Raw genomic sequence first — 25491 nt, forward strand, 5'->3', positions numbered from 1 at the left:
TTTCAGGGATGTATTTTTAACCCCCAACCTTCGCGGTTGCCATTTCCACTTTGATAAAACTTCTCCTGTAATACCTCAAAGGCACGGTTCTGTTTTTCGGGACGCAACACGTGCAGCCCTATGGGTCTGGCAACAAGATCCGCTAACTGCAAACCGGCAGAGTTGCTTTTCTTGTCGGCAAAAACGAGTTCGAACGGCAGCTCCCTCTGGCGATAATTGGCGCCATCACAGATTCGCCTGAACTCCAACTCCAACTCGTCATCTTCCCGCTTCCCCCTTTTCTCCACGACAATATGCGTTCGTGCATCTGATTGCCCATGCCTGCGCAGATAATAATAAATGCGCTCAAGTCCAAAGGTGAGCGCAACGTGATAAGGGTTACCGGGTTCCGGGTATCGCTGACAGTAGTCAGCCTTGCGGATGACGGACGATATCAGTGCGAAGGGTGCTTCCTGCATCAGGCCAGTCAGTTCATCAATGAATGCCTGTTTCTGTTTTTTGTCCTTTAAAAACGCAAAATCATGGCGATCCTTACGGATATCGGTTTCATGGAGGATGACCTGATCGTGTCCGAAATGCCTGAACTTGAACCTCTGGAGTTCTGGCACAAGATGCTCAATGTAGGACCTTTTCTCGAAGATACAAAAAGCGAGCACGAAAACCGGGTAGTTCGGATCAATCGACTGAAGCCCGTGATCCCCGCTCTCATCCACATAAACCACGTAATCCGAGAAATTCACCATCCATAGCCTCTTTGATTACTTTGTAGATCGACGGCCTAAAGTGCGGAAAAAGGAGCAGCTCCGAGCTCCCTGAGGAATCTTGCCATGCCTTACCGGCCAACTGCCAAGAAATTCTTAGTAGTTGCCACACCTACTCCGCAGCCAAATCCTGATCTTCATTGGAGCGGTCATCCTCACCTTTCTCAACCGGATCCCGCCGATTAATCTTAGGCGGCGGCGCCACCCAGGCCCGGAGCCTCTGCCCTACCTGCTCATAGAAGCGCGGCACAGCCGCTTCCAGTTCATCAATGAACACCTTGTTCCCTGCGAAGCGCCCCGCCAGGTCGACCATGTAAAAGACTTCAAACCTCGAGGGCACGACGTTGGTGGTGTCGGAATCCAGGGCGTTGGCGTCGTTCATCAGTGTTTCCAGTGGCGCCTGGGTTTCCTCGGCGTTGCCGGTGCGGAAGGCCTTCACGAACATGTCGTTGGTTTCCGCCTTGGTGAGCTGTCGTGTCAGCCAGTTGACCCGGGCCGATGTGCGTTTCTTGTCCTTGGGCGCGCCCAGCTTCATGGAACAGGAGATGCTTCGCTTGGTGAGGTTGGCGACCACCTCGCAGAACTGAGCGCCATCAATGGCCGGCACTGTTTTGACATTTGTCATACACTCCGTATCCTTGCGCGCACCATTCTGATGCAGACGAGACGCATGCCCAATCCACAGCAGGAACCCAACTCGAGCACTGGCCTTCTGCCGTTCCCCCATTACCGCCTCAGCAGACTGCAAGAGAAGCACGGCCACCGCCCTGTTCTGGCAACCTTTAACCTGATCAACGGCGCCATCAGCATCGCACTGATCGCGGCCCTGGCGCTTGTCACCCAGGAGGCGCTGATTTTTCCCTCGCTGGGGGCCACGGCATTTATTCTGTTCTATGCGCCGCTGGCCGAGCCGGCGTCTCCGCGCAACACCTTCCTGGGACACCTTATCGGTGCCATTGCCGGCTTTCTGTCGCTGGCTCTTTTCGGTCTGCTTGATGCGCCCTCCGCCGTGGCTAATGGCGTGGATGCCGCGCGCGTGGGCGCGGCTGCTTTGTCCCTGGGTACGTGCGGGGCATTAATGATCCTGCTGCGCTCACCGCACCCGCCGGCGGGAGCCACCGCAATGATCGTCTCACTGGGGCTAATGCCCCATCCGGGGCAGTTCCCGATACTGATGGCGGGCGTTGCTCTGTTGGTGGGTCAGGCATTTGTCATGAACCGCCTGGCGGGGATTGCGTACCCGATCTGGCGGTCGCGGTAGGCCCGCCCGACTACTGGATGCTCCAGTCAGCCGCATTCGGACCAGCTTCATTGAACCTGATGCGTACTGACCCTGACCCCGTTTCAGTACCTCTAATCATCTCTTGGGTACAAGGCCGAGGATAGCGCGCTCCGAAAAAATTTGTTAATTTCTCGCGGCAAGTAGGATCGCACATGGACAACACACCATAAGGAGTTGGTATGCCGTCATCAGTCTACTACCCGAAAACCCCCACCTCATCAAAGAAAATCGCCCAGAAAACCTGCCCTGCGGACATGACGTCCGAGGAATTCGAGAGCATGTTTCTGGCTGCCAACGGGAAATCCCCGGATAGCCAATGCGTCGTCTCACCCAATAAGCCAGTAGTGGTCCCGTCCGCGGCTCAGGATCGCTCCGTCAGTATTGCTCCGCTGAAAGCGTGCACCGCTGAACAACGACAGACGCTATCCCACATGAGCCATTATGCCGGTGGCGCCACGGTGATGGGGCTGGCAAATCTGCTTTGGGACACCAAGATTCCTGATGCAGTGGGTGACCTGACCACGTTTGGCGGCAACGGCATGGGCGCCGCCGTGGCAAAATCCGACCGGGTATTGGGCTCCATCAACAAATACGACCTGGCGAACAAGCACTATGAGGACCTGAAGAATCACCGGGCTGCCCCCAGAACGATTAACGCCGCAAAAACGCGAGCGCAGGCCGCCTTCAAGGAAATGAATCAGGTCCTCAATGAAAAGTCATTGAACTACCTGAACAACAATACCTTTGGGATGCGCCAGACCACCAATGCAACCGGCCGGACCGTTCAGGAGTCCATTCCGGTACGCAATACAATGGATGGAAAGGCTCGCCAAGTTCGCCAAGGCCGGCAGAGTGGCCGGCCCCGGATTTATCGTGTTTGATGGCTACCTGCGCGGCAAAGACGTTTACCATAGCTGGCAAAACAACGATCCCAACTGGGAGCGAAAAGCGGTTGTTCAGGGTGTTTCGTTTGGAACCGGCATCGGGGCGGGAGCTGTGATCGCCACCGTGATCGCTTTCACGCCAGTTGGACTTGCTGTTGGTGTCGTTGCCGGAGGGGCAGCGGCTGTGGGAATGGATTATTTGGTCAAGGATTGGGTTGGTGGCTTCTACGATTGGGCAACGAAATGATCAATATGCCCTTGCATATTCTGTTCGCTCTCATAGGACTTGGAGCCATAGCAAGCTCGATGCTTGGAGCTCTGCTCCTCAGGCTCACGCTAACCCGTCGCCTCAAGAAAAAGCTGAAGGCAACCGGCGACTACTGGCATAGCGGCACCATTGATTTCGACTTTATCAATACCATCATATTCGCTTGGGCCTGCGCAACAACCTGGGTCCAAAGGCTTAAAAGATTTCAGCTGCTCTACCCTGGCCTGGACGTCAGGTCTTTCGCCAAGTGGTATGAAAAGGTGGCCGCGTATGGAGCTATCTACGGTTTGATGGTGGCGTTCCTGATCGCTCCTTTTTTCTACCTTTTCGAGCCCTAATCTTAAAAATTAGCCAGATGGACGGGCAGTGTCCCGCCTGATGGCTGTCAATGGCCATGCTACGGCTATTTACTGGTCGAGGATACGGGAGAACGACTGGGCTTCGGCAGGGGCATCCTGGTATCGCTGATCCAGCTCGCTATCGCTGCTGCAGTCATTTTCGCCATCGCGCTTATCGTATTCATGGTCAGCCCGGAGAGCATTCCCTCCGAAAGTGTCGCCAAAGCCAGCCCCCTGCCTGCTCTGCTTCCTGCGTGAGGCGCCGTTTCAGCCAAGGAACTTTAGAAAGAAGGACCAGAAGATTCCCGGTAAGGATATGAAGCTCGCGCGGGAGCGCATGAAGAGGGTGAAAAAACCATGAGCCTCGATACGCTGAAGAAAAAGGCCCTTCAAGACGATAGGGTCAAGGCCGAGTACGACAAGCTGACTCCGGAATTTGAGCTGATCGACCAACTCCTTTCCATGCGTAATAGCGCGGGCCTGACCCAGCAGGAGCTTGCCGAACGCATGGGGACGCAGAAATCCAACGTGAGCAGGTTGGAGCACGGACGGAGCAATCCGAGCTGGAGGATGCTCACCCGCTATGCGCATGCCTGTGGTTATGAATTAAAGCTGGCAACACTGCAGCGTTAAGCACCGAAGCTGCGCTACAGTTCGGCGTTGCCCATTTAGGCTGCGTTAAAATCCAGCGGATGAATGTCATCCAGATTCACTGTATTTCGCGCCATCCAGAGATCATACATGTCCTGCATCGCCAGCCAGCTTTCCGGGCTGCGACCGAGAACTTTTGATAGCCGCAATGCCATCTCGGGGCTGACTCCGCTATCTTTTTTCAACAGCCGGGATAGCGTTGAAGGCGATACACCAAGGCTGGAGGAAAGCTGGCGAGAGCTGATGCCGAAAGGCTCCAAATAGACTTCCTGGATGAATTCCCCGGGATGGGGCGGATTATGCATAGCCATCAGTGATAATCCTCATAAAAACCGCTTCAGTCCCTTGTGGCGGAATGATTTAATCATAAAGAGATATTAGCTTGTTGCGCATCACGCAACAATCAATATGAACTAGCAAGCCCCCGATGCAGTAGACACCTGAAAAAGCCCCGGAATCTTGGTTGGAGGTGATGGTCAGCCTATGGCCCTGAAATGATCACACGTTTTCCATACGCTCCAGGGTATCCGGATATTTCTGAAGCATGCGTAGCAGCAATGCCGAATGGGACGGGGGATTACTTCGGCCCTGCTCCCAATTCTCAAGAGTACGCGATGACACTCTTAGTCGGGCGGCAAACACGCCACGGGAAAGATTCAGGCTTTCGCGCAGCTCCCGAATCTCCTGGTTGGAAATCGTAGGCGCTGGCCGTTGCTCAACCTTGTGTGTGCGCAGAGTGATTTTACCTTCACGTTCTTTTTCAAGAGCATCAAGGCCCTCACTCAATTCTTCGAACAGGTTACGTTTCATGGGAATACCTCCCGATTCTCTGAGCCTTTTCGCGCTCAAACGTAGGAAGTTCGATAAAAACAGCTCTCATGACACTCCTTGTCCTTTACACACAACTATACGCAATCTGCGTACAGCCATAAAGCTTCCCAAAATGATAACTACTGTTGGGTTTTCATCGCTCAAGCCAGCTCCGGAATTTGAGCTTATCCGAGAAGGTGCCGAAGGCGTAGCCCACATTCTTGGGGTCGGAGGCGCAATCGACGCCAACGAGGTTGATGGTCATTGCGCTCCTGCGTTCATTCCGCCTTCTCCGTTTGGGCCGAGGGTTCCGTTGCCAGCAGGTTCACCACGAGCCGCACCATCAGGTCCTTTGCCTTGGGATCGCTTTCCGCAATTAACAGGGTCAATGCCGTAAGGCCGTTATCATCCAGCGAAAGGCGCACCCCCTCCTGACGCAGATAGAGCAGGAACAGGAACGCGCCAGACCGCTTGTTGCCATCGGAAAAGGGGTGGTTCTTGATGACGAAATACAGGAGATGGGCAGCCCGTTCTTCCCGGGTTCTATAAAGCGCCTCACCGAACATGCTCTGTTCCAGGTTGCCAAGGATGGAAGCAAGCCCATCGCCTCGGTCCCGGGCGAACAGTTCGCTGGCTTCACCCCGTTCGCGCAACTCCCCAGCCAGGGCATCCAGTGCGCGACGGGCTTCATCGAAATTCAGAACACCACGCGCTGGACGTGCTCCCGCCGGGATACCCAGCTCGCCCTCGTCGTAATTAAGAAGCAGGCGCCAGGTACGGGCATATCCCAAAATCAGACCCACTACTTCCTGACCAACATCGGAAACCAGAGCCTGTTTGTTCAACGTCTGCCCGAGCAGCTCCACGGCCTGCTGCAGTTCTTCAAGGCCCTGCTGGGCGAGGCGGTGCTCGTTGAGGCTGTAGCCCTGGGTCAGGTGTTCGCGGAGGACGCGGGTGGCCCATTGGCGAAAGCGCACGCCCCGTTGGGATTTGACCCGATAGCCCACGGAAATGATGACATCAAGGCTGTAATGCTCAACGGCGCGCTGGACCTGTCGTTTGCCTTCCTGGCGAACTATCCGGAATTTCCGGATAGTTCCCTCCCGGCCCAGCTCCCCCTCTTCATACACATTGCCAATGTGTTCGTTCACCGTTCGAAGATCCTTTCCGAAAAGCTCCGCCATCTGCTTCTGGGTGAGCCAGACGGTCTCCCCTTGCAGTCGGACTTCCACGGGGTGACTGTCGTCTTCAAAAATCACGATTTCACTCACATCGCCTCCTTGCGATCAAACTTTGGGGACAACGGGAGCCCTCCTGCTGATTCAGTCCTTCATCTCGTACTGATCACGCAGCGCGTAGGCGTAGTTCTCCCACACATGCTGCTGGCGATCCTGGTCCACGGCCGGGCGCTGGATCATTCGGCGCGTGATCTGCTGTTGCAGTACCGTGGCGCTCGGCTTCTGCGCCAGTTCCAGCGCGTACTTCGAGAAGTCGCGGACGAGGACGTCGAAGATCTGGTCGACCAGCGCATGGTCCAGGGACTGGTTTTTGGCGTTTTCCAGGATCAGCTGGCCATAGACCACCAGGGTGAACAGCTCCCCAAGGTTGAGCAGGAAATCGAAGTCTTTCTGCTGCTCCTTATTGGGTTTGGCGGTCAGTAGCAGCAGCTTGAGCAGCCGGATCTGCTTCTGCAGGCGGTTCACGTTGGGCAGGTCAAACTCGTCGTAAATTTTCTGGTAGTCGTGGAACCGGGTTTTGCCCAGGCCTTTCGTGGGCCCCTGGTGGAAGAGGAAGTCGTCGTTGCGCGCCTCCTGCTGTGGCGGCACCTCGTCGAACTCCGCGGGGTTGAAGAAGTAGTTGGGCATGAACTTGAGGATCAGGGCCATGTTCACGTGCACCGTGCCCTCCAGCTTGGGCAGTGCGCGGATGTCCTTGGCGGCCGTCTCAAAGTACATGTTCTTTTCAAAGCCCTTGGCGGCGATCACGTCCCACAGCTCGTTGATGACCGCTTCCCCCTCGGTGGTCACCTTCATCTTCACCATGGGGGTAAACAGCAGGTAACGGCGGTCCTCGGGGCCGGCGACCCGCACGTAGTCGGTCGCCCGCTGGGCAAAAAGCTTCATGGCGGTGAGCCGGGTATACGCTTCCGTGAACAGCTGCTTGATGTGGACGAAGTCCGTCACGTAGTGATCGAACAGCCAGCGGTGGGAGGCGTGGTTGATGGCCTCGTAGTAGGCGTGGGTGCTGATGCCGATGGAGGCCCAGCCGAGGTTGAACTTGCCGATGTTGACGGTATTGAGTGCCATGTCCCAGGCGTCCTGCCCTTCGGCCAGGATGTCCTCCCGGCGGACGGGGTAATCGTTGAGCCGGAATTCGGCCACGTAGTTCTGGGAGCTGACCACGTTCTGGATCAGTTCGTAATTCTTGTGCTGGGACTCGACGACGAAAAACACGTATTCGTTGGTGTCTTCGCGCCGACCAAAGACGGACACCAGTGCCGCCTGGTTGCCGTTGCCGATGTAGTACTTGCCGCCGTTGGCGCGGAAGCTGCCGTCCTTCTGGGGCGTGAGGACCATATCGGTTGAGTAGATGTCGGCCCCGTGCTCTTTCTCAGACAGGCCGAAGGCGAAGATACCGCCTTCCTTGAGCAGCTTCGCGGCGCGCTTTTTCACGGCTTCATTGTCGCTGATCCAGATCGGCCCCAGGCCGAGGATGGAAACCTGCCAGGTGTACCAGTAGGCCAGGCCGTAGAAGCCGAGCACTTCGTTCAGCGCGCAGTTGCGGTAGGTATCCCAGCGCGCGTCCTTGGGGCCGTACTCGCTGGGGGTCAGGAAGGTGGCAAAGAGTTTTTCCTTTGCCTGGAAGTCCAGGAAATCCTGGTACCAGGTGCGGTTGTGATCGTCTTCCTTGAGCTGCTGCTTGCCGCGTTTTTCGAAGAAATCGATGGTCTTTTTGATCAGTGAGCGTGAGCGGGCGTCCAGGTCGTCGTAGGTTTCCGTGCGGGGGTTGAGCGGAATCTGTTTCACTTCGCCGTTGCCCGCCTGGGTGGCGGATGATTTCCCGAAGACCTCCCCGAAGCGCACGTTATCGGGCAGCACGTCGCCGACCAGACCCCGGAAATCCTCTGTCAGATCAAAAAGCTTCATCGCGGAATCCCTCCTCTTGTTACCCTGGCCCGCCTTACGGACCAGGGCATGTTGTCACTTCTGAAGTCAGCTGTTTACTTTCTGCGATATGTGGTCAATAACCGCACCATGTTCGTGCTGCGGGCTGAACATCACGATATCCGTGTCCTCTTCGGCCCGGACGCTGTGCCCGGGCGGCCAGTAGAACAGGTCACCAGTGCGTGATGTTTCCTCGCCACCATCAGCGTACAACGCGGTTATCGCGCCCTCGACCACATAGCCCCAGTGCGGGCTCTGGCAACGGTCGCCCTCGAGCCCCTGCAACAACTCGGTGATATCGGTGCCGGCCCCGAAGGAAAAGTATTCGGCGCCCATCTTTCCATACCCCGTCACATCACCGAAATCGCCCTGCTGGCGGGCGGTGGCTCCGGGTACATCAATTCGAACGGGAACATCCTTTTTTGCGATATGCATGATTCTGCCCTCCGTTTGCTGCACGCCCAGACGGTTGTCTGGGCCGCACATTCCATCATACGCCCCGCTCGACACCGGTAACAGACTACCAAACGTCTTCTTTAACCCGCCCCGGATTTCAGCTCATCCAACAGCCGATCCTTGCGCTCCCAGAGCCCTTCCTGCCACTCCTTGACCCGCTGGCGATGCGTTTCGTCCTCGCTGTAGCTACCGCCCAAAAGATGCTCCGGAATGGGCACCTGCTCGACGCGGATGACGATGTGGGTGACCCGCCCGCACATGAACTCCCAGAGCCCGGGCCGGCCGTTGGGGTAGGCAATGGTGATGTCGAGCATGGTGGAGAGGGTGTCTCCCATGGCTTCCAGGACAAAGGCGGTGCCGCCGGCTTTGGGGCGCAGCAGATGCTTGTAGGGGGATTTCTGGCTGGCGTGCTTCGCCGGGGTGAAACGGGTGCCTTCCGGGAAGTTCATCACGCTGACCGGGGTGTACTTGAATTTCTCGCAGGCGCGCTGGGTAGCCTTCATGTCTTCGCCGCGTTTCTCGGGGTGTTTCAGCAGATACTCACGGGAATAACGCTTCATGAACGGGAAATCCAGCCCCCACCAGGCCAGCCCGATCACCGGCACCCATATGAGCTCCTGTTTAAGGAAGAACTTCAGGAACGGAATGCGCCGGTTGAAGATGTGCTGCAGGGCGAAAATATCCACCCAGCTCTGGTGGTTGCACATCACCAGGTACCACCCCTCCCGGCTGAGCCCCTCCAGCCCGGAAACATCCCATGTGGTGCGGTGGGTCAGCCGCATCCAGCCCGTGTTGCAGGCCACCCAGCACTGGGAAATCCAGATGATGAGCCGGGTGCAGAACACCCGCCAGGGGCGTATGGGGATGATCAGTTTCAACAACATCGGGATATACAGCAGCACGCACCAGAAGACGGTGTTCACGGCGAGCAGCAATGAGTTCAGTACGCCGATGAGGGGTTTGGGCAGGAAATTGAGCATAAGATGAATCGCCAATCAATTTTTATGGTGCCCATTGTTTGGCAAGGGTGGCTATAGATCAATGGCCATCGAGTAACGCGCGCCAACGGTAATCCCCATTTTCACACGCCATCGTCGCTAAGATGATATCGTCCCTTCTGATCCGAATAAACACGCACCAACCGGAGTATCCAGATTGAAACACACTGCTCCCATTATCGCCCTTCTAACGCTCACAATGGCCGGCTGCCAGACGTCCACCCAACTGTCTTCCTCGGTTGCTGACGGCGATGGGGTGACGTGCGGTGAGATCCAACAGGCGTTCAATGCCTACGAGCAGGACCGGCAGTCCGCCGAGGCTTACCAGCAGCTGGCTCAGGTTCTCAGCCCAACCGCCGGCTCCCTCGCGTCGAAAGGCATTGGCTCCGCCAACGAGTACTACGAACAGATCCGGCTCAGCACGAACCTGGCGCTTGCCACGCGCGGCTGCAGTCCGGTGGGACAGCTCTGATATCAATCACGGACCGGGCCCGAGGCGTTTCAGTCCCCATGCACGGATGCCACTGGCACCATTCAGAAATGGCCTCCTCCACGACTCTTCTCACGTCTCGCTGAAAATGTCCCGGAACATAACGTAGCTTGTTATCGCAATAACCGGCAGCAACACGAGCCAACCCAGAAGGAGGGGGATCGAGGCAACAATTGCCAGTAGAATAAAGATAATGCTGAGCCAGAGCATGGGCAGGATATTGCGAAGGGATGCGATCAGGCTGCTCTTGAGTGCCGAACCAATACCGTAGTTACCGAAGAACACCAGCGGCACGGCAAACCAGTAAGCCATCATCCAGGGAATCATCAATGCCAGCGCAATCAGGGGTGCCAGCATCAGGCCCATGCCTGCGTTGGCGATCATTCTTTGCTCAAGCGCTGCCCCACTTTCCATCTCGGCCATGGCCTGCATATCCATCGAGGCGAATACCGGCCCCAGAACCGCGATCACAATACCCAGGGTGACCAGAAGGTTGAGGGCACCCAAGCCAATCAGAGCCCCTGTATGCTGGCGGAAACCAACGAAAAGATCGCCGATCTCGACTACTCCCTCCTCGCGCGCCCGGTGTGCCATGTAAAGAAGACCGGCTCCGAGGACCGGGGCCAATAGCATGCTGATCACTGGCCCGATCAGCGGAATCATCTCAAGGCCTATGTAGATGACCAGGAAGAGCAGCACGGCGAGTATCCACTGCCCCCATGAGGGTGAAAACAACGGCCAGGCCTGACTGATCCAGCGCCACCCGCTCCCGATGGGCCGGCGACGCGATTCACCGACCTGCATTGCGTTATGGTCCCCAGCCGCGCCATCCGGGGTTCCCTGCTGACTGGTTGAAATCTCGCTCATGGTATTTCCTCCCTGTTAATCAATAATCCCGCATCCCGGGAACGAAGTTGGTGCCCCGGACAAGCCGAGTCCTGACACTCCAGGTGAGCGTAGCAAAGATTTCGCGGAGAAGCGGGAGCAGCTCTGGTATTGAACCGTGAGCCGAAAAAACCTCCTATTCGGCTCGAAAAATGAGCCGTTTAAGTGCCATAATCGGCTCATTGACCCATAAAGCAGCGATTTTCTAATGCCGACACCGGAAAACAGGACCTATCAGTGGATCTGGCAGAGACCGGATTGGCCCGAGTTCGACTGGGCCACCTCCGTTACTGCCCTTACCCGTGACATCCAGAAACAGATAGGCCAATTGCTCGGCAAGGCGGATGTGCTGGATGACACCGGCAAGGAGAAAATGCTTGACACCCTTCTGCACAACATCCTTGCTTCCTCCGCTATCGAGGGAGAGCGGCTGGACGCTTTGTCGGTGAAATCATCATTGGCCAACCGGCTGGGTGTTATGCACGAGCAGCAGTATCCTACATCAGCGCGCAGCGAGGGCGTCGCGGATATGATGCTTGATGCCATTGATAATCGGTATGAGGACCTGACACTGGAACGATTACTCCAATGGCACCGCTGGCTCTTCCCGGAACCACCACGTATTGGGCACAGTGTCGCTGTCGGGTCTCTGAGGAATGAGGAGATGGAGGTGGTTTCGTGGCGCGGCGCTGACCGCAAGCACATCCATTTCATTGCCCCGCCCCCGCACAGGCTGGAGAGGGAAGTAAACGCCTTCCTCAACTGGTTCAATGAGTCGCGGGATCAGGACACCATGGACCCACTTGAGCGGGCAGCGCTGGCCCACCTGTGGTTTGTGACGATCCACCCTTTCGACGACGGCAATGGACGGATCACACGGGCGATCACCGATCTGGCACTGGCGCAGGCTGACGATCAAAGCATTCGCCTCTACGCCATGTCCGAGGCGATTCTGGATAACCGCAAGGGCTATTACGACATTCTGGAGAGCACCCAACGGAACGGACTTGATATCTCTCGCTGGATGACCTGGTTCATGGAGACGCTTTCCGAAGCGCTGGACCAGGCCCAACTCGCCATTAACCGGACCATTCAGAAGGCGAGGTTCTGGCAGCGATTTGAAGGTGTGGAGCTGAACGGCAGCCAACAGAAGCTGCTGAACCGTCTATTGGAGGGTGGACCGGACAACTTTGAGGACGGCATCAGCGCCGCGAAATACCAGAAACTCGCCAAAGTCAGCAAGGCGACGGCAACCCGCCACCTGAGCGATCTCGCAAAGAAAGGATGCCTGGAAAAATGCCCGGAGGGCGGTCGCAGTACTCGGTATCATCTGCCGGAATGTTATCGCTCAGACAACCATTCAGCAGGAGGAAAGCGCTAGAAGTTATAGATCGGAAGTGCTGCAGCCCTTTTCATGGACCACTCCAACAGCCGCAGTAGTCGCGAGTATCGTCTACTTTAAAAAAGTACAGGCTTTTCAGAAACGATAGAAGAGGAAGAGGCAACCATGTCCGAAGTCAGGGATATGCGCTTGATGATCGACGCCGGCCAGCCGGTGATCGTCATCGAGTCGCGGGACGAAGCGCGGGTGGTCAAACTCATCGGCGAGCTGGCGCTCACAAAGCATTCCATGGCCATGCAGTGGACCTGCACGGATGGTCTGAAGCGGTTGGGATTCGGCCTGGAGCCGAAGGAAGATGATGACGAGGATTACTCCGACCCTGAGGATGCACTCGATTACATCCGGAAGGACACGTCCGGGGGCTGCATCTACGTGCTCTGTGACGTGGCGCCCTACTTTGAGCGCTCCCCGAAACTGGAACGCCAGATCAAGGACGTTGCCCTGGCCTATGAACGGCTCGGGCATACGCTGGTGCTGCTGGGCCATTCCATCACCATCCCGGCGTCCATCCAGCACCTGTGCGCGAAGCTTGACATGCGCATGCCCACCGACCAGGAACTGCTGACCATCATCCGCGAGGAAGCGCGTCACTGGCAGCGCAACAACGGGGCTGAAAGGGTCAGAACGGATAGCCGGGCGTTGAACCAGCTGATCCAGAACCTCAAGGGCCTGAGCTTCAGCGAAGCCCGTCGGCTGGCGCGGGGCGCCATCGTTAACGATGGGGCGATTACTGCGGAGGACGTCCCCGACGTAAGCAAGGCGAAGTTCGAGCTGATGGGCATGGATGCGGTGCTCAGCTACGAATACGACACAGCCCAGTTCGCCGAGGTGGGCGGGCTCTCGGGACTGAAAACCTGGATCCAGCGGCGCCGGAATGTCTTTCACCAGACAGACGATGAGAAGACCCTGGCGCCACCCAAGGGGGTGATGCTGCTCGGGGTTCAGGGCAGCGGCAAGAGCCTCGCGGCGAAGGCGACCGCCGGGCTGCTGGGCTCGCCGCTGCTGCGTTTGGATTTTGGGGCACTGTTCAACAAGTACGTGGGCGAGTCGGAAAAGAACATGCGCGAGGCGCTGCAGCTGGCTGAGATGATGGCGCCCTGCGTGCTCTGGATGGATGAGATCGAGAAAGGCATGAGTCAGGAGGGACAGGACAACGGCACCTCCAAGCGCCTGCTGGGCACTCTCCTGACCTGGATGGCGGAAAACGATGAGTCCGTCTTCGTGGTGGCCACCTCGAACGATGTCAGCCAGCTGCCACCGGAACTTCTACGGAAAGGCCGGCTGGATGAGATCTTCTTCGTGGATCTGCCCAGTTCAAGCGTGCGCGAGGATATCTTCACGATCCACCTCAACAAGCGCGATCTGGACCCCGGCAAGTTCGACCTGCCCAGGCTCGCCGCTACGAGCGAGGGCTTCTCCGGAGCCGAGATCGAACAGGCCGTGGTGGCCGCTCTATACCACTCCCATGCGGAGAACCGGCCAGTGACCACAGATCTGATCAGCCATGAACTGTCCAATACACAGCCGCTGTCGGTGGTGAAAGGAGAATCCATCGATGCCCTGCGCGATTGGGCCAGGGACCGGGCTGTCTGGGCGGACTAGCCTGCTCTGCTACCCGAAGTCTCTAGTTGAGCGACTCGCTCAGGACCCAGGCATGGCTCTATTCACGCCGGATAGGCTTTAACGAACGCATCGAACCCATCCTTCGCCATGGGCTTGCCGTACAGGAAACCCTGTTGGATGTGGCACCCCAGATTCAGCAGCGTATTCTTCTGCGACTCGGTTTCCACGCCTTCAGCCAACAGGCTCAGGTCCAGGTTATCGGCGATGGTAACGATCGAGCTCACCAGTTTCTGGATTTTCCGTTTGTGGAGCTGTCTGACAAAACTCTGGTCGATCTTTATCCCGCTCACGGGAAACTCGTTAAGATAGCTCAGGCTGCTGTAACCGGTTCCGAAATCATCCAGGAACACCCGGATTCCTCTTTTCGTCAGAAACCTCAGGAGGGAGCGCGCCTTGGTCGGATCCGAAATAAGTGTACTTTCGGTGATCTCGAACACCAGATTCCGGCAATCGATCTCCCGCTTTTCCAGCTCGTATACCAGGGTTTTTATGGAGTCATTGATAAGGGCGGTAGCTGAAACATTGACGCTCAGGTAGCTGGCCTGGGGCGAGCCCTCGCTGCTATTTACCGCAAGCGCCCCACAGCCAAGAATCAGCTGTCTGTCGATCTCATTGATCAGGCTCATCTGCTCGGCCAGAGGGATGAAGCTGGACGGTGGCAGAAGCCCTTTCTCCGGGTGCGTCCAGCGGGCCAGCGCCTCGCGCCCGATGATCCGGTTTTCAGTCACGTCGACAATAGGCTGGTAGTGGTAGCCGAATTCGTGCTCGACAATGGCGTGACGGATCTCGTTTTCCCGTACCTGGCGGTCTTTCAGTACGTTCAGCATGCTGGGCTGGAAAAACGTGTAACTGCCCTTGCCCCGGGATTTCGACTGGTACATGGCCAGGTCGGCCTTGCGGGTGAGTTCGGTGGAGTGGTTGCCGTCTTCCGGGGAAAGGGTGACCCCGATGCTGCAACCGGGGAATAATTGCCCCTCCTCGACGCTGATGGGCTGGCTGAGGTTGGCCGTAATCCGCTCGCAGAGATTCGCGATGTCCCGGTGACTGTGCCGTCTGTCTGCAATGACGCAGAATTCGTCGCCACTGAGGCGAGCCACAAAATCCGTCTGACTGACGGCCTCCATCAATCGGGCGCTGACGTCCTGGAGAATCCTGTCGCCTACCGGATGGCCAAGGGAGTCATTGATACGCTTGAAATTGTCCAGATCAATAAAAAGCAGCGCGAAAGGATTGTCCTGCAGTTCCTGTTTATCCAGCTCCGAGGTGAGCTGCATGTTGAAATGAAACCGGTTGGGTAAGCCGGTCAGCCCATCGTACATTGCCTGGATTTCGAGCTGTTTCTGAGTGGCGATCTTTTCCGCGGTGGCATGCTGTTCCACGAGGCCGTTCCGGATGATCTGCGCAATCTGATAATCAGTCTCCTCGAAGTGCCTCGACGTTCCGGCTACCTGTTGCCGCCAGCTCTCAAAACTTTTCCTTGGCCGCAGCTCACCGGTTTCCTCGTCCGGTTTCAGGGGCTCTCCGGCCCACGCCACTTCTTCTTGATGCTCCCTGCGCATGAGGCACAGGTATTCATCCATGTCATTGTTAAGGCCGATAAAGATGATACCGGCGGGCATACGCGGTTCATGGTGCCCCGTCAGACTGTAAAGGTTGCTGGTGATGAGCATACCCTGTTTGACCAGGGGTCTGATCCGTTTCAGTGTCTCCTCGCTGATCGACAGAGGACCGCTTCGATGGCGACGGTTCTGTATATGGATTTCCAGTCCGTCCGCCACGAACAGCTTTATTAATGCCTTTTTCAGCTCCAGTATTTTGTTGAACAGCGCGTATTCGCCACTGAATCCGCCTCCCAGGGCCAGTTGGCTGCAGATCCGAAGGGCTTCGTTGTTCTTCCTGTTGAAGCGCTGGCTCCGAATCCGCATGATATGGCTGGCCATGACTTCGGCAGTAGCCAGGCACTTCTGTTGCTGGTCCAGCGAGACGGCTTTGGCGCCGGCGAGGTGGTGGCATGCAACCAGTCCCCACAGCTGGTTTTCCACCATGATGCTCACTGACATCGAAGCGCTCACGCCCATGTTTTTCAGGTACTGGATATGCACCGGGCTGACGCTGCGCAGGTGACAGAAGCTCAGGTCAAATGCCTGGCCGTTAATCGGGTGGGCGCTCGGAAACAGGGGCACATTTTCCGCGTCGACGGCTGGAATGCATCGAATCCTGTTGCTGGCATAGAGATCCCGGGCCTGGGCAGGAATGTCGGTTTCCGGAAAGTGAAGCCCCTCATACTCTTTGGAGAGGCCTTCACCCACCTGCTCGGTGATGACTTCGCCATGCCAGTCTTCACTGAACCGGTAAATCATGACCCGGTCAAAACCGGTGAACTCGCGGATCTTGCTGGCAGCGCACTCAAGCAGGGCCTGGTTGGATGAATAGTCTGCCACTTCCCTGACAAAGCAGAAAAATTCCCGGTTGAGCGCAAGGCGGTTCTGGGCTGAATGAGGGCTCTGCAAGCCCTCCACGAACCCCAGCCCCCTGTACCTGAAGGCACCCATTTCCAGGGTTTGTTTGCCAAGGCTCAGGGGTATATAGTCCAGGCAGGGCCCAGAGGCCTCCTCCCCGATTTGCTCCCGGATCCAATGGGCAGAGTGTTCATTGAACAGGTTATCGATGGTTTGATCGGGATAAGTGTCGAGCTCCTTCTGGAACAGCGACTCACAATTGCGGGAAACGCTGAGAATACGAAAGCTCAGCGGATCAAAAATGATCAGGAAGCCATTTGGCTGAATCGCAGCGGGCGTGCGTATGGGTTCCCGGTGGCAGTCCGCGAGGCCCTCATAAGGGGAGGTATCCAGGTGTGCGGCGTGCTCGAAGCTCATATCAAATTCCCTCTCAGGGCGCAGAACAACCGCACTCCTCTGCCTTACCCTTGGCAGTATCCTTTTGGGCAATTCTAGTTAGGTCTAATTGGCCCGTTCCGTCAATGGATTGTAACAAAAGTGGGCAGCGTAATGCGTGTAGTCATTCACCCCCGCCCCTGACGAACCCATAGGGTTCACAACCACAATATGAACCTTTAAGGTTCAAAAAATAAAAATGAACTGATACAGTTCAACATAGGGGCAGCGATGGCTGGGAGAGGGCCATGAACCGGCTAGTGATGATCGCCGATATCATTGATTCAAGAAACCTGACCAACCGCAAGCAGGTCCAGACCGAACTGGAATCCCTGCTGGGCGAGCTGAATGGGCAACAGGATCAGCTGCTGTCACCTTACACCATCACCCTGGGTGATGAGTTCCAGGCCCTGTATGACGGCGCGGACCGTGTCTTTCCGGATATCCTCGCCATCATGCGGCAGTTGCATCCGGTCGAGCTCCGGTTCGCCCTTGGTGTTGGCTCCCTGTCCACAGACATTAACCCGGAGCGGGCCATTGGCATGGACGGCCCCGCCTTCCACCGGGCGCGGGACCTGCTCGCGGATATGAAGCACGACAGCCGGACGCTGGCGATTACCGGGCTGCCGGACGACGACGGTCTCCAGGAGGCCGCGCTGGGGCTGTTCAATCTCCAGCTCCGGAAATGGCACCCCAACCGCCTGGCCATCCTTCAGCAGCTGCTGCAGGACAGGGGGATTACGGACATTGCTCAGGACCTTGGCATCACGGAACGGAGCGTATACAAAAACATCCATGAAGGGGGCCTGGCGTACGCGATCCAGCTGATACGCGCACTGACCCGGCGCATGAACGGCGCCCTCTCCCACTGAAACGGAGTTCCCATGGCCATTCTGGTTTTTCTCAACGCCTGGCTGCTCACCCGGCTCTGGTTCACCTTCCGGGACCGGCCACTGCCCACGCGCGAGTGGACAGTCCTGGCACTGGTCCAGGTGGTTCTGGTCGGTGTCCTCACACCCGGACTGCATACCCTGGCGCTTGTCGCGACGGTAATCGCCTCGCTCGCGCTGTCCGAGGCCCTGGTCCCGGAGGAACGGTTGAACGCGGGGCGCCTTGCGGGGGGCGCCCTCGTGGGGATGGTGGCGTTTCTCTCGGCTCACTTTGGTTCACCCGGGTCCTGGCTGCTGCCTGTACAGCAGCCGGAAGTGCTGCGCCCTGCCATGCTGGGGCTGCTCGGCTTCCTGCTGGTGGCGAACGAAACCAACCTGGCCATCCGCACCCTGCTCCACCGTTTCCAGATGGAGCCAACCACGCCCACGAAGGGCGAGACACGCACCGTGGACGACCGCGAATACAACGCCGGCCGCGTCATCGGCATGCTGGAACGCTGGCTGATCTACCTGGTGGTGGTGTTCGCGCAGAACTACAACGTCATTGCACTGATCCTGGCCGCCAAGGGCTTTGCCCGGTTCCGACAGATGGATGAACGGGAGTTCGCGGAATACGTACTCATCGGGACCCTGGCCTCGCTGCTGTTCACCATTGTCATCGGCCAGTCGATTCTCTACTTTCTCTGATTCGCCCGCTGGGCGAAATGAAAGGATTCGTCAGGTCTACCGTGCATAGCGGTAACGAAAACCAAACGGGGTGTTACAGGATGAGGAGTCAGGAAGCTCTCCGCTCCCGCCACTTCCACACGAACTCGATAAGGGAAACCAGGGAGGCGAGCAACCCGATGCCCAGCGTTGCGGCTTGCGCCATCCGCCCCAGCTGGAAAGTTGGCTCCGAGACATTGATTGCCAATGGGATGGTTCCCGGCAGTTCGTCGGGCACGACGCCGTCACCCGAGTCGGTGGCCTCCAGGGCCGTCGCAATCTGCCCGCGCAGGTTGCCGGGCCGGGAAGCAATGACGGACCAGCTCGCCCTGAGGTCGCGCCCAACCGGAACCGGACCCTGCGGCTGGACCTGGGCACCCGCAAGATCCAGCCTCACCTGGAGTCGACGCTGGATCTCCCGCCTGATGGCCGCCTCCTGGGAGGCCTCGCGTTCAGACGCCCCACCCTCGGCAGCAACCGTGACGCGGAAGCGGACACTCGTGCGGAATCCATCATTCAACCGCGCCTGCGCAGGCACCTGCGGCTCATCCGCTTTCACACTGACCCGGTACTGAGCCGGAGGCGGTGCTGCACCCCCATGAATCAACGGAACCGCACGGCGGAGTCCACCGCTGGGCAGGCTGATCAGAGGCCCGGGGCGAAAGGTGGTTTCGACTCGATGGGCGTCAACCATCGAGGAGAGTTCCAGGCCTGAATCCTGGTGATACACACTCAGGTAACCCCAGACCGCGAGCATTACAACAGCCACGAAAGCCATGGCCCAGGGGCCGATGATCATGGGGATGGAACGTTGCCTGGCCATGAGTCCACACTCCATTGCCGCCACGCCTTGGATAACTCCAAACTTACCAGACTATATTGTTTCTGCACATAGATACAGCCAACGCTGGAACCCCGGCCTCCCATGGGAGGCTATACCAGGGATCCAATCCCCACCATTTCGGCCCCTTCAGGCTCAAATTCGATGCCCAGGTGACGGAACGAGCCATAATCATGGCGGTGCACCACCCTGCCGATAACCGGGAGCAGCTCATCCTCGGCATGGGTTAGCCAGACAATGAGGTTGGCATTCTCCGGTAGCTCCGCGCTTGCGTCGCAGTCCAGGCAACCAAGGCCGTGCGGGCTGAGGTCCACCACCTGGCACTGGCAGGTTTTGCCGGCGCCTTCGATCTCTATCTCCGCCGTCATACCTTCGGGGCACCGACGGAAACTGCGCCGCCGCCCGGGTTCCGGCCGCAAAGAGGATTGGTTGAACGAAGAATCGGTTTTACCGTATTCCATTCCATTTCACCCTTACCGTTCCAGGGCTCATAAGAGAGCCACTCTCCTGAGTTCCGCCCTGCCCGGGGCTCCAGACACGGCGACGATATTTACTCAGATTACAGAACGGTAATTGCACGGCTATAAGGAGATTTGCGTATGGGGGGATTGAAGAAAGTATTCATTCAAATGGCCCGGTGACGAATAGCCTGTTCCGAAGTCGTCCAGGGACAGGCGCCCCCACCTCGGCCGTCAAACGGCGGGCAACCTCCCTCTTTCTTTTCCAGAATAATCCCTAAGCGCAAGGATGAATATGAGGATTTTGGAATGAGATCGCGGGCTGCGTTGATCACGGGCTGCGTTGATCACGGGCAACGACAAGCGCCTGAAGGACTGGCACAGTGATCCTTTGCATTCATGCACCAATCAACAGAAAACGCGTGGAGATCCTATGAGTCACACACCGCACGAACTGGCCGACGAATTTCCCGAACAGGCCGAACACATCCACGAACTCAAACAATCGGACACCCATTTTGCCGAGCTGGTGGATGAATACCACGAGGTGAACCGGACAGTCCACCGCATGGAAACCGAGGTCGAACCGGTGGCCACGCATATCGAGGAAGACACCCGCAAAAAGCGTCTGGCGCTCAAGGACAGGATCGCGGCATACCTCAGCTCGTCCAACGCGAGCTGATCACATTCAGCACCAAGGCATTAAAACATCAATGGCCTATTGTTGCTTACCACTTGCCCCTGAAAGGATCGACACCACCTCCGCGTCATCCACCTGACCGAACGTCCGGAAGAACTCGCCCACGGCCCGGAATCTCTGCGGTTTCAGCGGGCATACCACGTCGTCAGCGATGGCACGCATCCGCTCCAGGGTCTCCGGCGGCGCCACGCCCACGGCTGCGATCAGGCGACTGGGTTGCTGGGCACGAACCGCTTTCAGTGCGGCAAGCATGGTTGCGCCCGTGGCAATACCATCATCCACCACGATGACGATACGGTCGCGCGGGTCAATGGATAAACGTACCGGGGTGTATTGCTCACGACGCCGGCGCAGCACTTCCAGCTGTTGGTCCGTCTCACGCTGCAGGTATCTTTCATCAATGCCCAGTCTTTGGGCATGATCGGCGATGTAAACGGTGCCATCCTCGCTGACGGCGCCTACTGCAAATTCCGGATTGCCCGGAGCGCCCAGTTTGTGCACCAGGACCACATCCAGCTCGCCCTGCAGCGCCCGGGCAATCTGTGCCGCCATCGGCACCGCACCACGCGGAATGGCGAGCACAAGCGGATTCTGCCCCCGGTACTCAATCAGCTCCCGCGCCAGCGTCTCCGCGGCGTCTTCGCGATCCTCGTACATATCATAGCCCCCTGGGCTGCCCATTATTTGCCCCGATTACTGGGCACAATATCCACCATCAACAAGGTAAGTATTACCATTGCAGCCGCTGGCATCATCGGAGAACAGCATCGCGGCCATGGCGGCGCACTCCTCGTTGGTCACATAACGGCCCAGGGGCACCCGTGATGCAAACATCCGGTGAACGTCCTCGCCATGGCCCGGATTGGCCTGCTCCTCGATTGAGCGCATCATGCGGTTATCGACCGGCCCCGGATTAAGGGTGTTGACGCGAATACCTTCCGGTCCCAGCTCCGCGGCCAGGCAGCGCATCATGCCAACCACTGCGTGCTTGCTGCTGACATAGGGCGATAACCCGGCCGCACCACGCAGCCCGGCCACGCTGGAGGTCATCACGATGCTCCCGCCGCCGGCTCTGCGCAACGCGGGAATCACGGCTTCAACGCCGAACCGGACGCCGTGCACGTTAACGCTGAACACCCTGTTCCAGGCTTCATCTGAGCGGCTGTCGAAAGGCCCCACCTCCCCCTCAATACCGGCGTTCAGGAAGGCGGCATCGAGACGCCCGAACTGTTTCTCAGCAACCGCAACCATGTGCTCATTATCCTCCCGACGGGTAACATCCACCGCGAGACCGCAGGCGCGTTCTCCGAGTGACTCCGCAATGGCTTCCACCGGCCCGGATTCACGGTCTGTAATGACGACACTGGCACCCCGGGCGTGCGCGAGGCGCGCCGTGGTTTCGCCAATGCCACCTGCGCCACCGGTGATAACGATGACTTTCCCTTCAAGCGTGTTCATTTCGTTTCCCCTTTTCCATCCCTAAACTGAACTGCCCTGCTGGTATTAGTCCGCAAACCGGGTGTTGCGTCAATGTGCGCCGACAGTAATCCCACCAGAACAGTGACCGGAATCATTTCTACAGTATTACAGCACCTGGAACAGGCAGGCTGATTGATGCAGGTCATGTATGGTGACCCGGCTGTTGCCACAGACTACAATGAGGCCGGGAACGATCCCTTTTACCCCTGCAGGAGGCAACATGTCTGAAATTACCTCGATTCTGGGAGACGAAGCCCACTCCCTGCTGACCCATGAATCCAACACCATCCCCAGGGACCACCTGCATCAGCCGGGGCCGGATTTCATCTCGCGCATATTCGAGCAGAGTGACCGCAACCCCCGGGTACTGCGCAGCCTGCAGTCCCTGTTCGACCAGGGGCGTCTGGCCGGGACGGGTTATCTATCGCTGTTGCCGGTCGACCAGGGTGTTGAGCACTCAGCCGGCGCTTCCTTTGCGAAGAACCCTCTGTTCATGGATCCGGAAAAGATTGTAGAGCTGGCATTGGCCGGTGGCTGCAGTGGCGTTGCGTCCACACTCGGTGTGCTTGGTTCGGTGAGCCGCCGTTACGCGCATCGGATTCCCTTTATCGTCAAACTCAACCACAACGAGCTGCTGACCTACCCCAACCATTTCGACCAGACGCTGTTTGCCAGTGTCGACCAGGCTTTTGACCTGGGGGCAGTGGCAGTGGGAGCGACCATCTATTACGGGTCCGAGAATACCCGGCGGCAGATTCAGGAGATCAGCGAAGCGTTCGCGCGTGCCCATGAACTGGGCATGGGCACCATTCTCTGGGCCTATCTGCGCAACGATGCCTTCAAGCAGAACGATGCCGACTACCACACGGCTGCCGACCTCACGGGCCAGGCCAATCACCTGGCCGCGACCATCGGCGCGGATATCGTCAAGCAGAAGCAGGCCGACACCAACGGCGGCTTTACGGCGCTCAACTTCGGCAAGACCCATGAGCGCGTCTACTCGGAGTTGACGACGGATCATCCCATCGACCTGGTGCGTTACCAGGTGGCCAGTTGCTATATGGGCCGCGTGGGCATGATCAATTCTGGCGGCGCCTCCGGAAGTAACGATCTGCACGAAGTGGTCCGCGCCGCGGTAATCAACAAGCGCGCGGGAGGGATGGGGCTGATTACCGGGCGCAAGGCTTTCCAGAAGTCCATGGATGAGGGCGTGACGCTGCTGAATAAAGTCCAGGATGTCTACCTGGATGATGAGATCACCCTGGCATGAGCCAGGGAGGGGTTCATTGCTGGTCCTGGAGCAGCTTCGAGAACCCTTCGGCGTCCTGTGGCGGAGCAAGGCGGTACCCCTGGGCCACATCAAACAACTGAGCCTGGACAAAGCCAAGCTGGTTGGCTGTTTCAATGCCCTCGGCAACCAGCCGGCGCTTCAGCCCCTTGCCCATATCAACCAGCGACCGCAGCACAATGGACGTGGCCGGGTCTGCGGTGATATCGCTCATCAGGCATCCATCGATCTTCATCGTATCAACCGGGAAGTGCCGGACGTACCGCAGACTCGACCCTCCTGCACCGAAGTCATCAAGGGCCAGCCGGATGCCCATCGCCTTGAGTTGCTCAAGGCGCGCCATGGACTTCTCCGGATTCTTCATCAGCACGTCCTCCGTGAATTCAAGCTCCAGCTTTTCCGGTTCAATCCCGGTTTCCCGCAGAACCTCCCCGATAAAGCCAATAAAGTGGGGATGCTCAAATTCCGGGGCAGACACATTGATGGCCACGGGCAGGGACACTCTGCCCTCGTCCCGCCAGGCTGCAACCTGGCGGCATGCCTGCTGGATAACCCAATGCCCAATCGACACGATCAGACCGCTGCGCTCGGCAACCGGGAGGAACTCGGAGGGGTAAACCAGGCCCTGCTCGGGATCATTCCATCGGAGCAGCGCCTCAACGCCAACGATGGCTCCGGAAACAAGGTCAATCTGGGGTTGGTAGTACAGTAGGAATTCGCCGGCCTCAAACGCACGGAAAAGGCGGTGTTCCATGGTTTCCGTACCCTTGGGCCAGTGATTGAGGTCTTTTCGGGCGAACCCGTAACTGACATTGTGATTGAGCTTGGCAAAGTACATCGCAGCGTCCGCCTGAGTGAGAATGGTATCCACGCTGTCACCATCATCGGGAAAAACGCTGATGCCGATACTCACGCGAAGCTGCAATGTCTGCCCATCCAACACCAGCGGCGCAGTAAACCCGGCCAGGATTTTTTCGGCAACCTGCGCCGCATCCTCGGGATTCTCGATCTCGCTGAGCAGTACCACGAACTCATCCCCGCCCAGACGGCAGACGGTATCGGTTGCCCGCACACAACGCCTGAGCTTTTCTGCGACCACCTGAAGGACCCGATCCCCCAGGGCATGCCCCAGCGCATCATTGATCTCCTTGAACCCATCAAGATCCAGAAACAGCAGGGCTGCCTGCTTTTCATGACGCCTGGCAAGGCTGATGGCCTGTTCCGCGCGCTCCTCAAGGAGGGTCCGGTTGGGCAGGCCAGTCAGGCAGTCGTGATGAGCCAGATAGGCCATCTTCCGGGTCATGGCCAGGGAGTGGTTGAGGTCACGGAAAATCAGGACGGCGCCGGTTACCTCGCCATCACGGTCGTGAACCGGTACCACGGAATCCTCAATCCCAAGTTCCTCACCGTTTCGACGAAGCAGAACTGTGCCGCCATCCGGTGTGATTGCGCGCTCCTCGCGTATACCGAGCAGCACAGGGTGCTCCCGAGAGGTCCGCGCCGTTGAGGAAACAACACTGAAAACCTCATCCACGGGGCGGTCTATCGCATCGGCACTGGACCAGCCCGTCAGGCTCTCAGCGACGGGGTTCATGCGGATCACCCGGCCCTGGCTGTCACTGATGAGCACGGCATCACCAATCGCGTTAAACGCCACCCGGGCCTGCTCCTTTTCCTCGCACAGGGCATCTTCGGTCGCCCTGAGGAAGGCTTCCACCTGCTTGCGGTGAGTCACGTACCTGAGAACCTGGGACAGCCAGTCCGCATCCAATAGCCGGCGGCCCTGACCGCCCTTCAACTTACCCATCGGCAAGGGCAGGATCAGGACTTCGGGCCCGATATGCTCGAATTTGAGTTCTGCGGACGTGCCCTCCTCGCTGTCATACTGGGAGGGACCAACGAGAACAATATCAAAATCCTTGTTGGCCAAACGATCCGCCACGTCCTTTGGCTTTCGCACATGCTCAATGTCACAGGTGAACAGCAGGTCGGCGCGTATCGCCCGTTTGATGGCACGCGCGCTGGCATTCTCTGATTCAACAATCAACACTCGGACTTGAGCTTGATTCTGGAAGACAGCGGATTGGTTCCGATTTCTTAAGAGCGTGAAAGTTCCCTTTCCCATTTTTGTTCCAGACTCCGGCTTCTGAAGTTTTCTTTCCCGGGTACTCCTGATTACCTCTCCCGTGCACGCACTCTTTTTCAATACGTTAGCATTGTCCGA

General features: G+C 57.8%; 27 protein-coding genes. 12 read left to right on the forward strand and 15 right to left on the reverse strand.

The window, feature by feature from the left end; translation table 11 throughout:
- Positions 1–2 precede the first annotated feature (2 nt).
- Together DES49_RS13315 and DES49_RS13320 are read right to left on the reverse strand one after the other, a co-directional pair.
- Positions 3–743, reverse strand: coding sequence for a DUF3800 domain-containing protein (locus tag DES49_RS13315; RefSeq protein ID WP_133736927.1), 741 nt, complete (start codon positions 741–743; stop codon positions 3–5).
- Positions 744–873: 130 nt separating this feature from the next.
- Complete coding sequence (locus tag DES49_RS13320; RefSeq protein ID WP_133736928.1) at positions 874–1386, reverse strand: hypothetical protein; 513 nt, start codon at positions 1384–1386, stop codon at positions 874–876.
- Between the two features lie 45 nt (positions 1387–1431).
- On the opposite strand from DES49_RS13320, the gene DES49_RS13325 reads away from it, so the two are divergent.
- The 5 genes from DES49_RS13325 to DES49_RS13345 all read left to right on the forward strand — a co-directional run bounded on the left by DES49_RS13325 (position 1432) and on the right by DES49_RS13345 (position 4166).
- Positions 1432–2022 (forward strand): HPP family protein, encoded by a 591-nt coding sequence (locus tag DES49_RS13325; RefSeq protein ID WP_133736929.1) that lies wholly within the window; start codon positions 1432–1434, stop codon positions 2020–2022.
- Between the two features lie 299 nt (positions 2023–2321).
- Positions 2322–2924: a hypothetical protein gene (locus tag DES49_RS13330; protein ID WP_133736930.1), complete on the forward strand. Its 603-nt coding sequence runs from the start codon at positions 2322–2324 to the stop codon at positions 2922–2924.
- Entirely contained in the window at positions 2917–3174 is a 258-nt protein-coding gene (locus DES49_RS13335; RefSeq protein ID WP_133736931.1) for a hypothetical protein, read from the forward strand. Before DES49_RS13330 ends, DES49_RS13335 begins: the two co-directional genes overlap by 8 nt.
- On the forward strand, positions 3171–3533 hold the full coding sequence (locus tag DES49_RS13340; RefSeq protein WP_133736932.1) for a hypothetical protein: 363 nt from the start codon (positions 3171–3173) through the stop codon (positions 3531–3533). The genes DES49_RS13335 and DES49_RS13340 overlap by 4 nt, the downstream gene beginning before the upstream one ends.
- A gap of 357 nt (positions 3534–3890) precedes the next feature.
- Positions 3891–4166: a helix-turn-helix domain-containing protein gene (locus DES49_RS13345; protein WP_133736933.1), complete on the forward strand. Its 276-nt coding sequence runs from the start codon at positions 3891–3893 to the stop codon at positions 4164–4166.
- Positions 4167–4201: 35 nt separating this feature from the next.
- On the opposite strand, the gene DES49_RS13350 is transcribed toward DES49_RS13345, so the two are convergent.
- The 6 genes from DES49_RS13350 to DES49_RS13375 form a co-directional block, all read right to left on the reverse strand.
- Entirely contained in the window at positions 4202–4495 is a 294-nt protein-coding gene (locus DES49_RS13350) for a HigA family addiction module antitoxin (protein ID WP_133736934.1), read from the reverse strand.
- A gap of 187 nt (positions 4496–4682) precedes the next feature.
- Positions 4683–4994, reverse strand: coding sequence for a helix-turn-helix domain-containing protein (locus tag DES49_RS13355; protein ID WP_133736935.1), 312 nt, complete (start codon positions 4992–4994; stop codon positions 4683–4685).
- 278 nt (positions 4995–5272) lie between these two features.
- Positions 5273–6265, reverse strand: a complete 993-nt coding sequence (locus DES49_RS13360; protein WP_243865049.1) for a virulence RhuM family protein/type II toxin-antitoxin system death-on-curing family toxin — start codon at positions 6263–6265, stop codon at positions 5273–5275.
- Positions 6266–6316: 51 nt separating this feature from the next.
- Entirely contained in the window at positions 6317–8140 is a 1824-nt protein-coding gene (locus DES49_RS13365) for an acyl-CoA dehydrogenase family protein (protein WP_133736936.1), read from the reverse strand.
- A gap of 66 nt (positions 8141–8206) precedes the next feature.
- On the reverse strand, positions 8207–8593 hold the full coding sequence (locus DES49_RS13370) for a cupin domain-containing protein (protein WP_133736937.1): 387 nt from the start codon (positions 8591–8593) through the stop codon (positions 8207–8209).
- A 101-nt stretch (positions 8594–8694) separates the two neighbouring features.
- Positions 8695–9594, reverse strand: a complete 900-nt coding sequence (locus tag DES49_RS13375; RefSeq protein WP_133736938.1) for an acyltransferase — start codon at positions 9592–9594, stop codon at positions 8695–8697.
- Positions 9595–9769: 175 nt separating this feature from the next.
- Between DES49_RS13375 and DES49_RS13380 the strand changes: the two genes are divergently transcribed.
- Positions 9770–10084, forward strand: a complete 315-nt coding sequence (locus DES49_RS13380) for a hypothetical protein (RefSeq protein WP_243865050.1) — start codon at positions 9770–9772, stop codon at positions 10082–10084.
- 90 nt (positions 10085–10174) lie between these two features.
- Here DES49_RS13380 and DES49_RS13385 read toward each other — a convergent pair whose 3' ends face one another.
- The gene (locus tag DES49_RS13385; protein WP_133736939.1) at positions 10175–10969 is read right to left on the reverse strand and encodes a BPSS1780 family membrane protein; all 795 of its coding nucleotides are present in this window, start codon (positions 10967–10969) and stop codon (positions 10175–10177) included.
- A 226-nt stretch (positions 10970–11195) separates the two neighbouring features.
- Between DES49_RS13385 and DES49_RS13390 the strand changes: the two genes are divergently transcribed.
- Together DES49_RS13390 and DES49_RS13395 are read left to right on the forward strand one after the other, a co-directional pair.
- Positions 11196–12368, forward strand: coding sequence for a Fic family protein (locus DES49_RS13390; RefSeq protein WP_133736940.1), 1173 nt, complete (start codon positions 11196–11198; stop codon positions 12366–12368).
- A 126-nt stretch (positions 12369–12494) separates the two neighbouring features.
- On the forward strand, positions 12495–13991 hold the full coding sequence (locus DES49_RS13395) for an AAA family ATPase (RefSeq protein WP_133736941.1): 1497 nt from the start codon (positions 12495–12497) through the stop codon (positions 13989–13991).
- A 62-nt stretch (positions 13992–14053) separates the two neighbouring features.
- Here the strand turns inward: DES49_RS13395 and DES49_RS13400 are convergent, their stop codons facing one another.
- On the reverse strand, positions 14054–16888 hold the full coding sequence (locus tag DES49_RS13400; RefSeq protein ID WP_133736942.1) for a bifunctional diguanylate cyclase/phosphodiesterase: 2835 nt from the start codon (positions 16886–16888) through the stop codon (positions 14054–14056).
- A 266-nt stretch (positions 16889–17154) separates the two neighbouring features.
- Here DES49_RS13400 and DES49_RS13405 point away from each other — a divergent pair, with 266 nt between their 5' ends.
- Complete coding sequence (locus tag DES49_RS13405) at positions 17155–17778, forward strand: SatD family protein (protein ID WP_133736943.1); 624 nt, start codon at positions 17155–17157, stop codon at positions 17776–17778.
- 12 nt (positions 17779–17790) lie between these two features.
- Complete coding sequence (locus DES49_RS15650) at positions 17791–18483, forward strand: hypothetical protein (RefSeq protein WP_243865051.1); 693 nt, start codon at positions 17791–17793, stop codon at positions 18481–18483.
- An 88-nt stretch (positions 18484–18571) separates the two neighbouring features.
- Here the strand turns inward: DES49_RS15650 and DES49_RS13415 are convergent, their stop codons facing one another.
- Positions 18572–19324 carry a hypothetical protein gene (locus tag DES49_RS13415; protein WP_133736944.1) on the reverse strand — a complete coding sequence of 251 codons (753 nt, stop codon included), beginning with the start codon at positions 19322–19324 and terminating at the stop codon, positions 18572–18574.
- 110 nt (positions 19325–19434) lie between these two features.
- The gene (locus DES49_RS13420; RefSeq protein WP_133736945.1) at positions 19435–19803 is read right to left on the reverse strand and encodes a PilZ domain-containing protein; all 369 of its coding nucleotides are present in this window, start codon (positions 19801–19803) and stop codon (positions 19435–19437) included.
- A 430-nt stretch (positions 19804–20233) separates the two neighbouring features.
- On the opposite strand from DES49_RS13420, the gene DES49_RS13425 reads away from it, so the two are divergent.
- Positions 20234–20482, forward strand: coding sequence for an HP1242/YdcH family protein (locus DES49_RS13425; RefSeq protein ID WP_133736946.1), 249 nt, complete (start codon positions 20234–20236; stop codon positions 20480–20482).
- Between the two features lie 36 nt (positions 20483–20518).
- On the opposite strand, the gene DES49_RS13430 is transcribed toward DES49_RS13425, so the two are convergent.
- Complete coding sequence (locus DES49_RS13430) at positions 20519–21157, reverse strand: phosphoribosyltransferase (protein WP_133736947.1); 639 nt, start codon at positions 21155–21157, stop codon at positions 20519–20521.
- Positions 21158–21193: 36 nt separating this feature from the next.
- Positions 21194–21958, reverse strand: a complete 765-nt coding sequence (locus DES49_RS13435; RefSeq protein ID WP_133736948.1) for an SDR family NAD(P)-dependent oxidoreductase — start codon at positions 21956–21958, stop codon at positions 21194–21196.
- A gap of 241 nt (positions 21959–22199) precedes the next feature.
- Here DES49_RS13435 and DES49_RS13440 point away from each other — a divergent pair, with 241 nt between their 5' ends.
- Positions 22200–23249, forward strand: coding sequence for a class I fructose-bisphosphate aldolase (locus DES49_RS13440; protein ID WP_133736949.1), 1050 nt, complete (start codon positions 22200–22202; stop codon positions 23247–23249).
- A 13-nt stretch (positions 23250–23262) separates the two neighbouring features.
- On the opposite strand, the gene DES49_RS13445 is transcribed toward DES49_RS13440, so the two are convergent.
- Positions 23263–25314 carry a putative bifunctional diguanylate cyclase/phosphodiesterase gene (locus tag DES49_RS13445; RefSeq protein WP_166646090.1) on the reverse strand — a complete coding sequence of 684 codons (2052 nt, stop codon included), beginning with the start codon at positions 25312–25314 and terminating at the stop codon, positions 23263–23265.
- Positions 25315–25491: the final 177 nt, after the last annotated feature.

It is taken from the genome of Halospina denitrificans (genome assembly GCF_004364635.1).
GTDB lineage: Bacteria > Pseudomonadota > Gammaproteobacteria > Pseudomonadales > Oleiphilaceae > Halospina > Halospina denitrificans.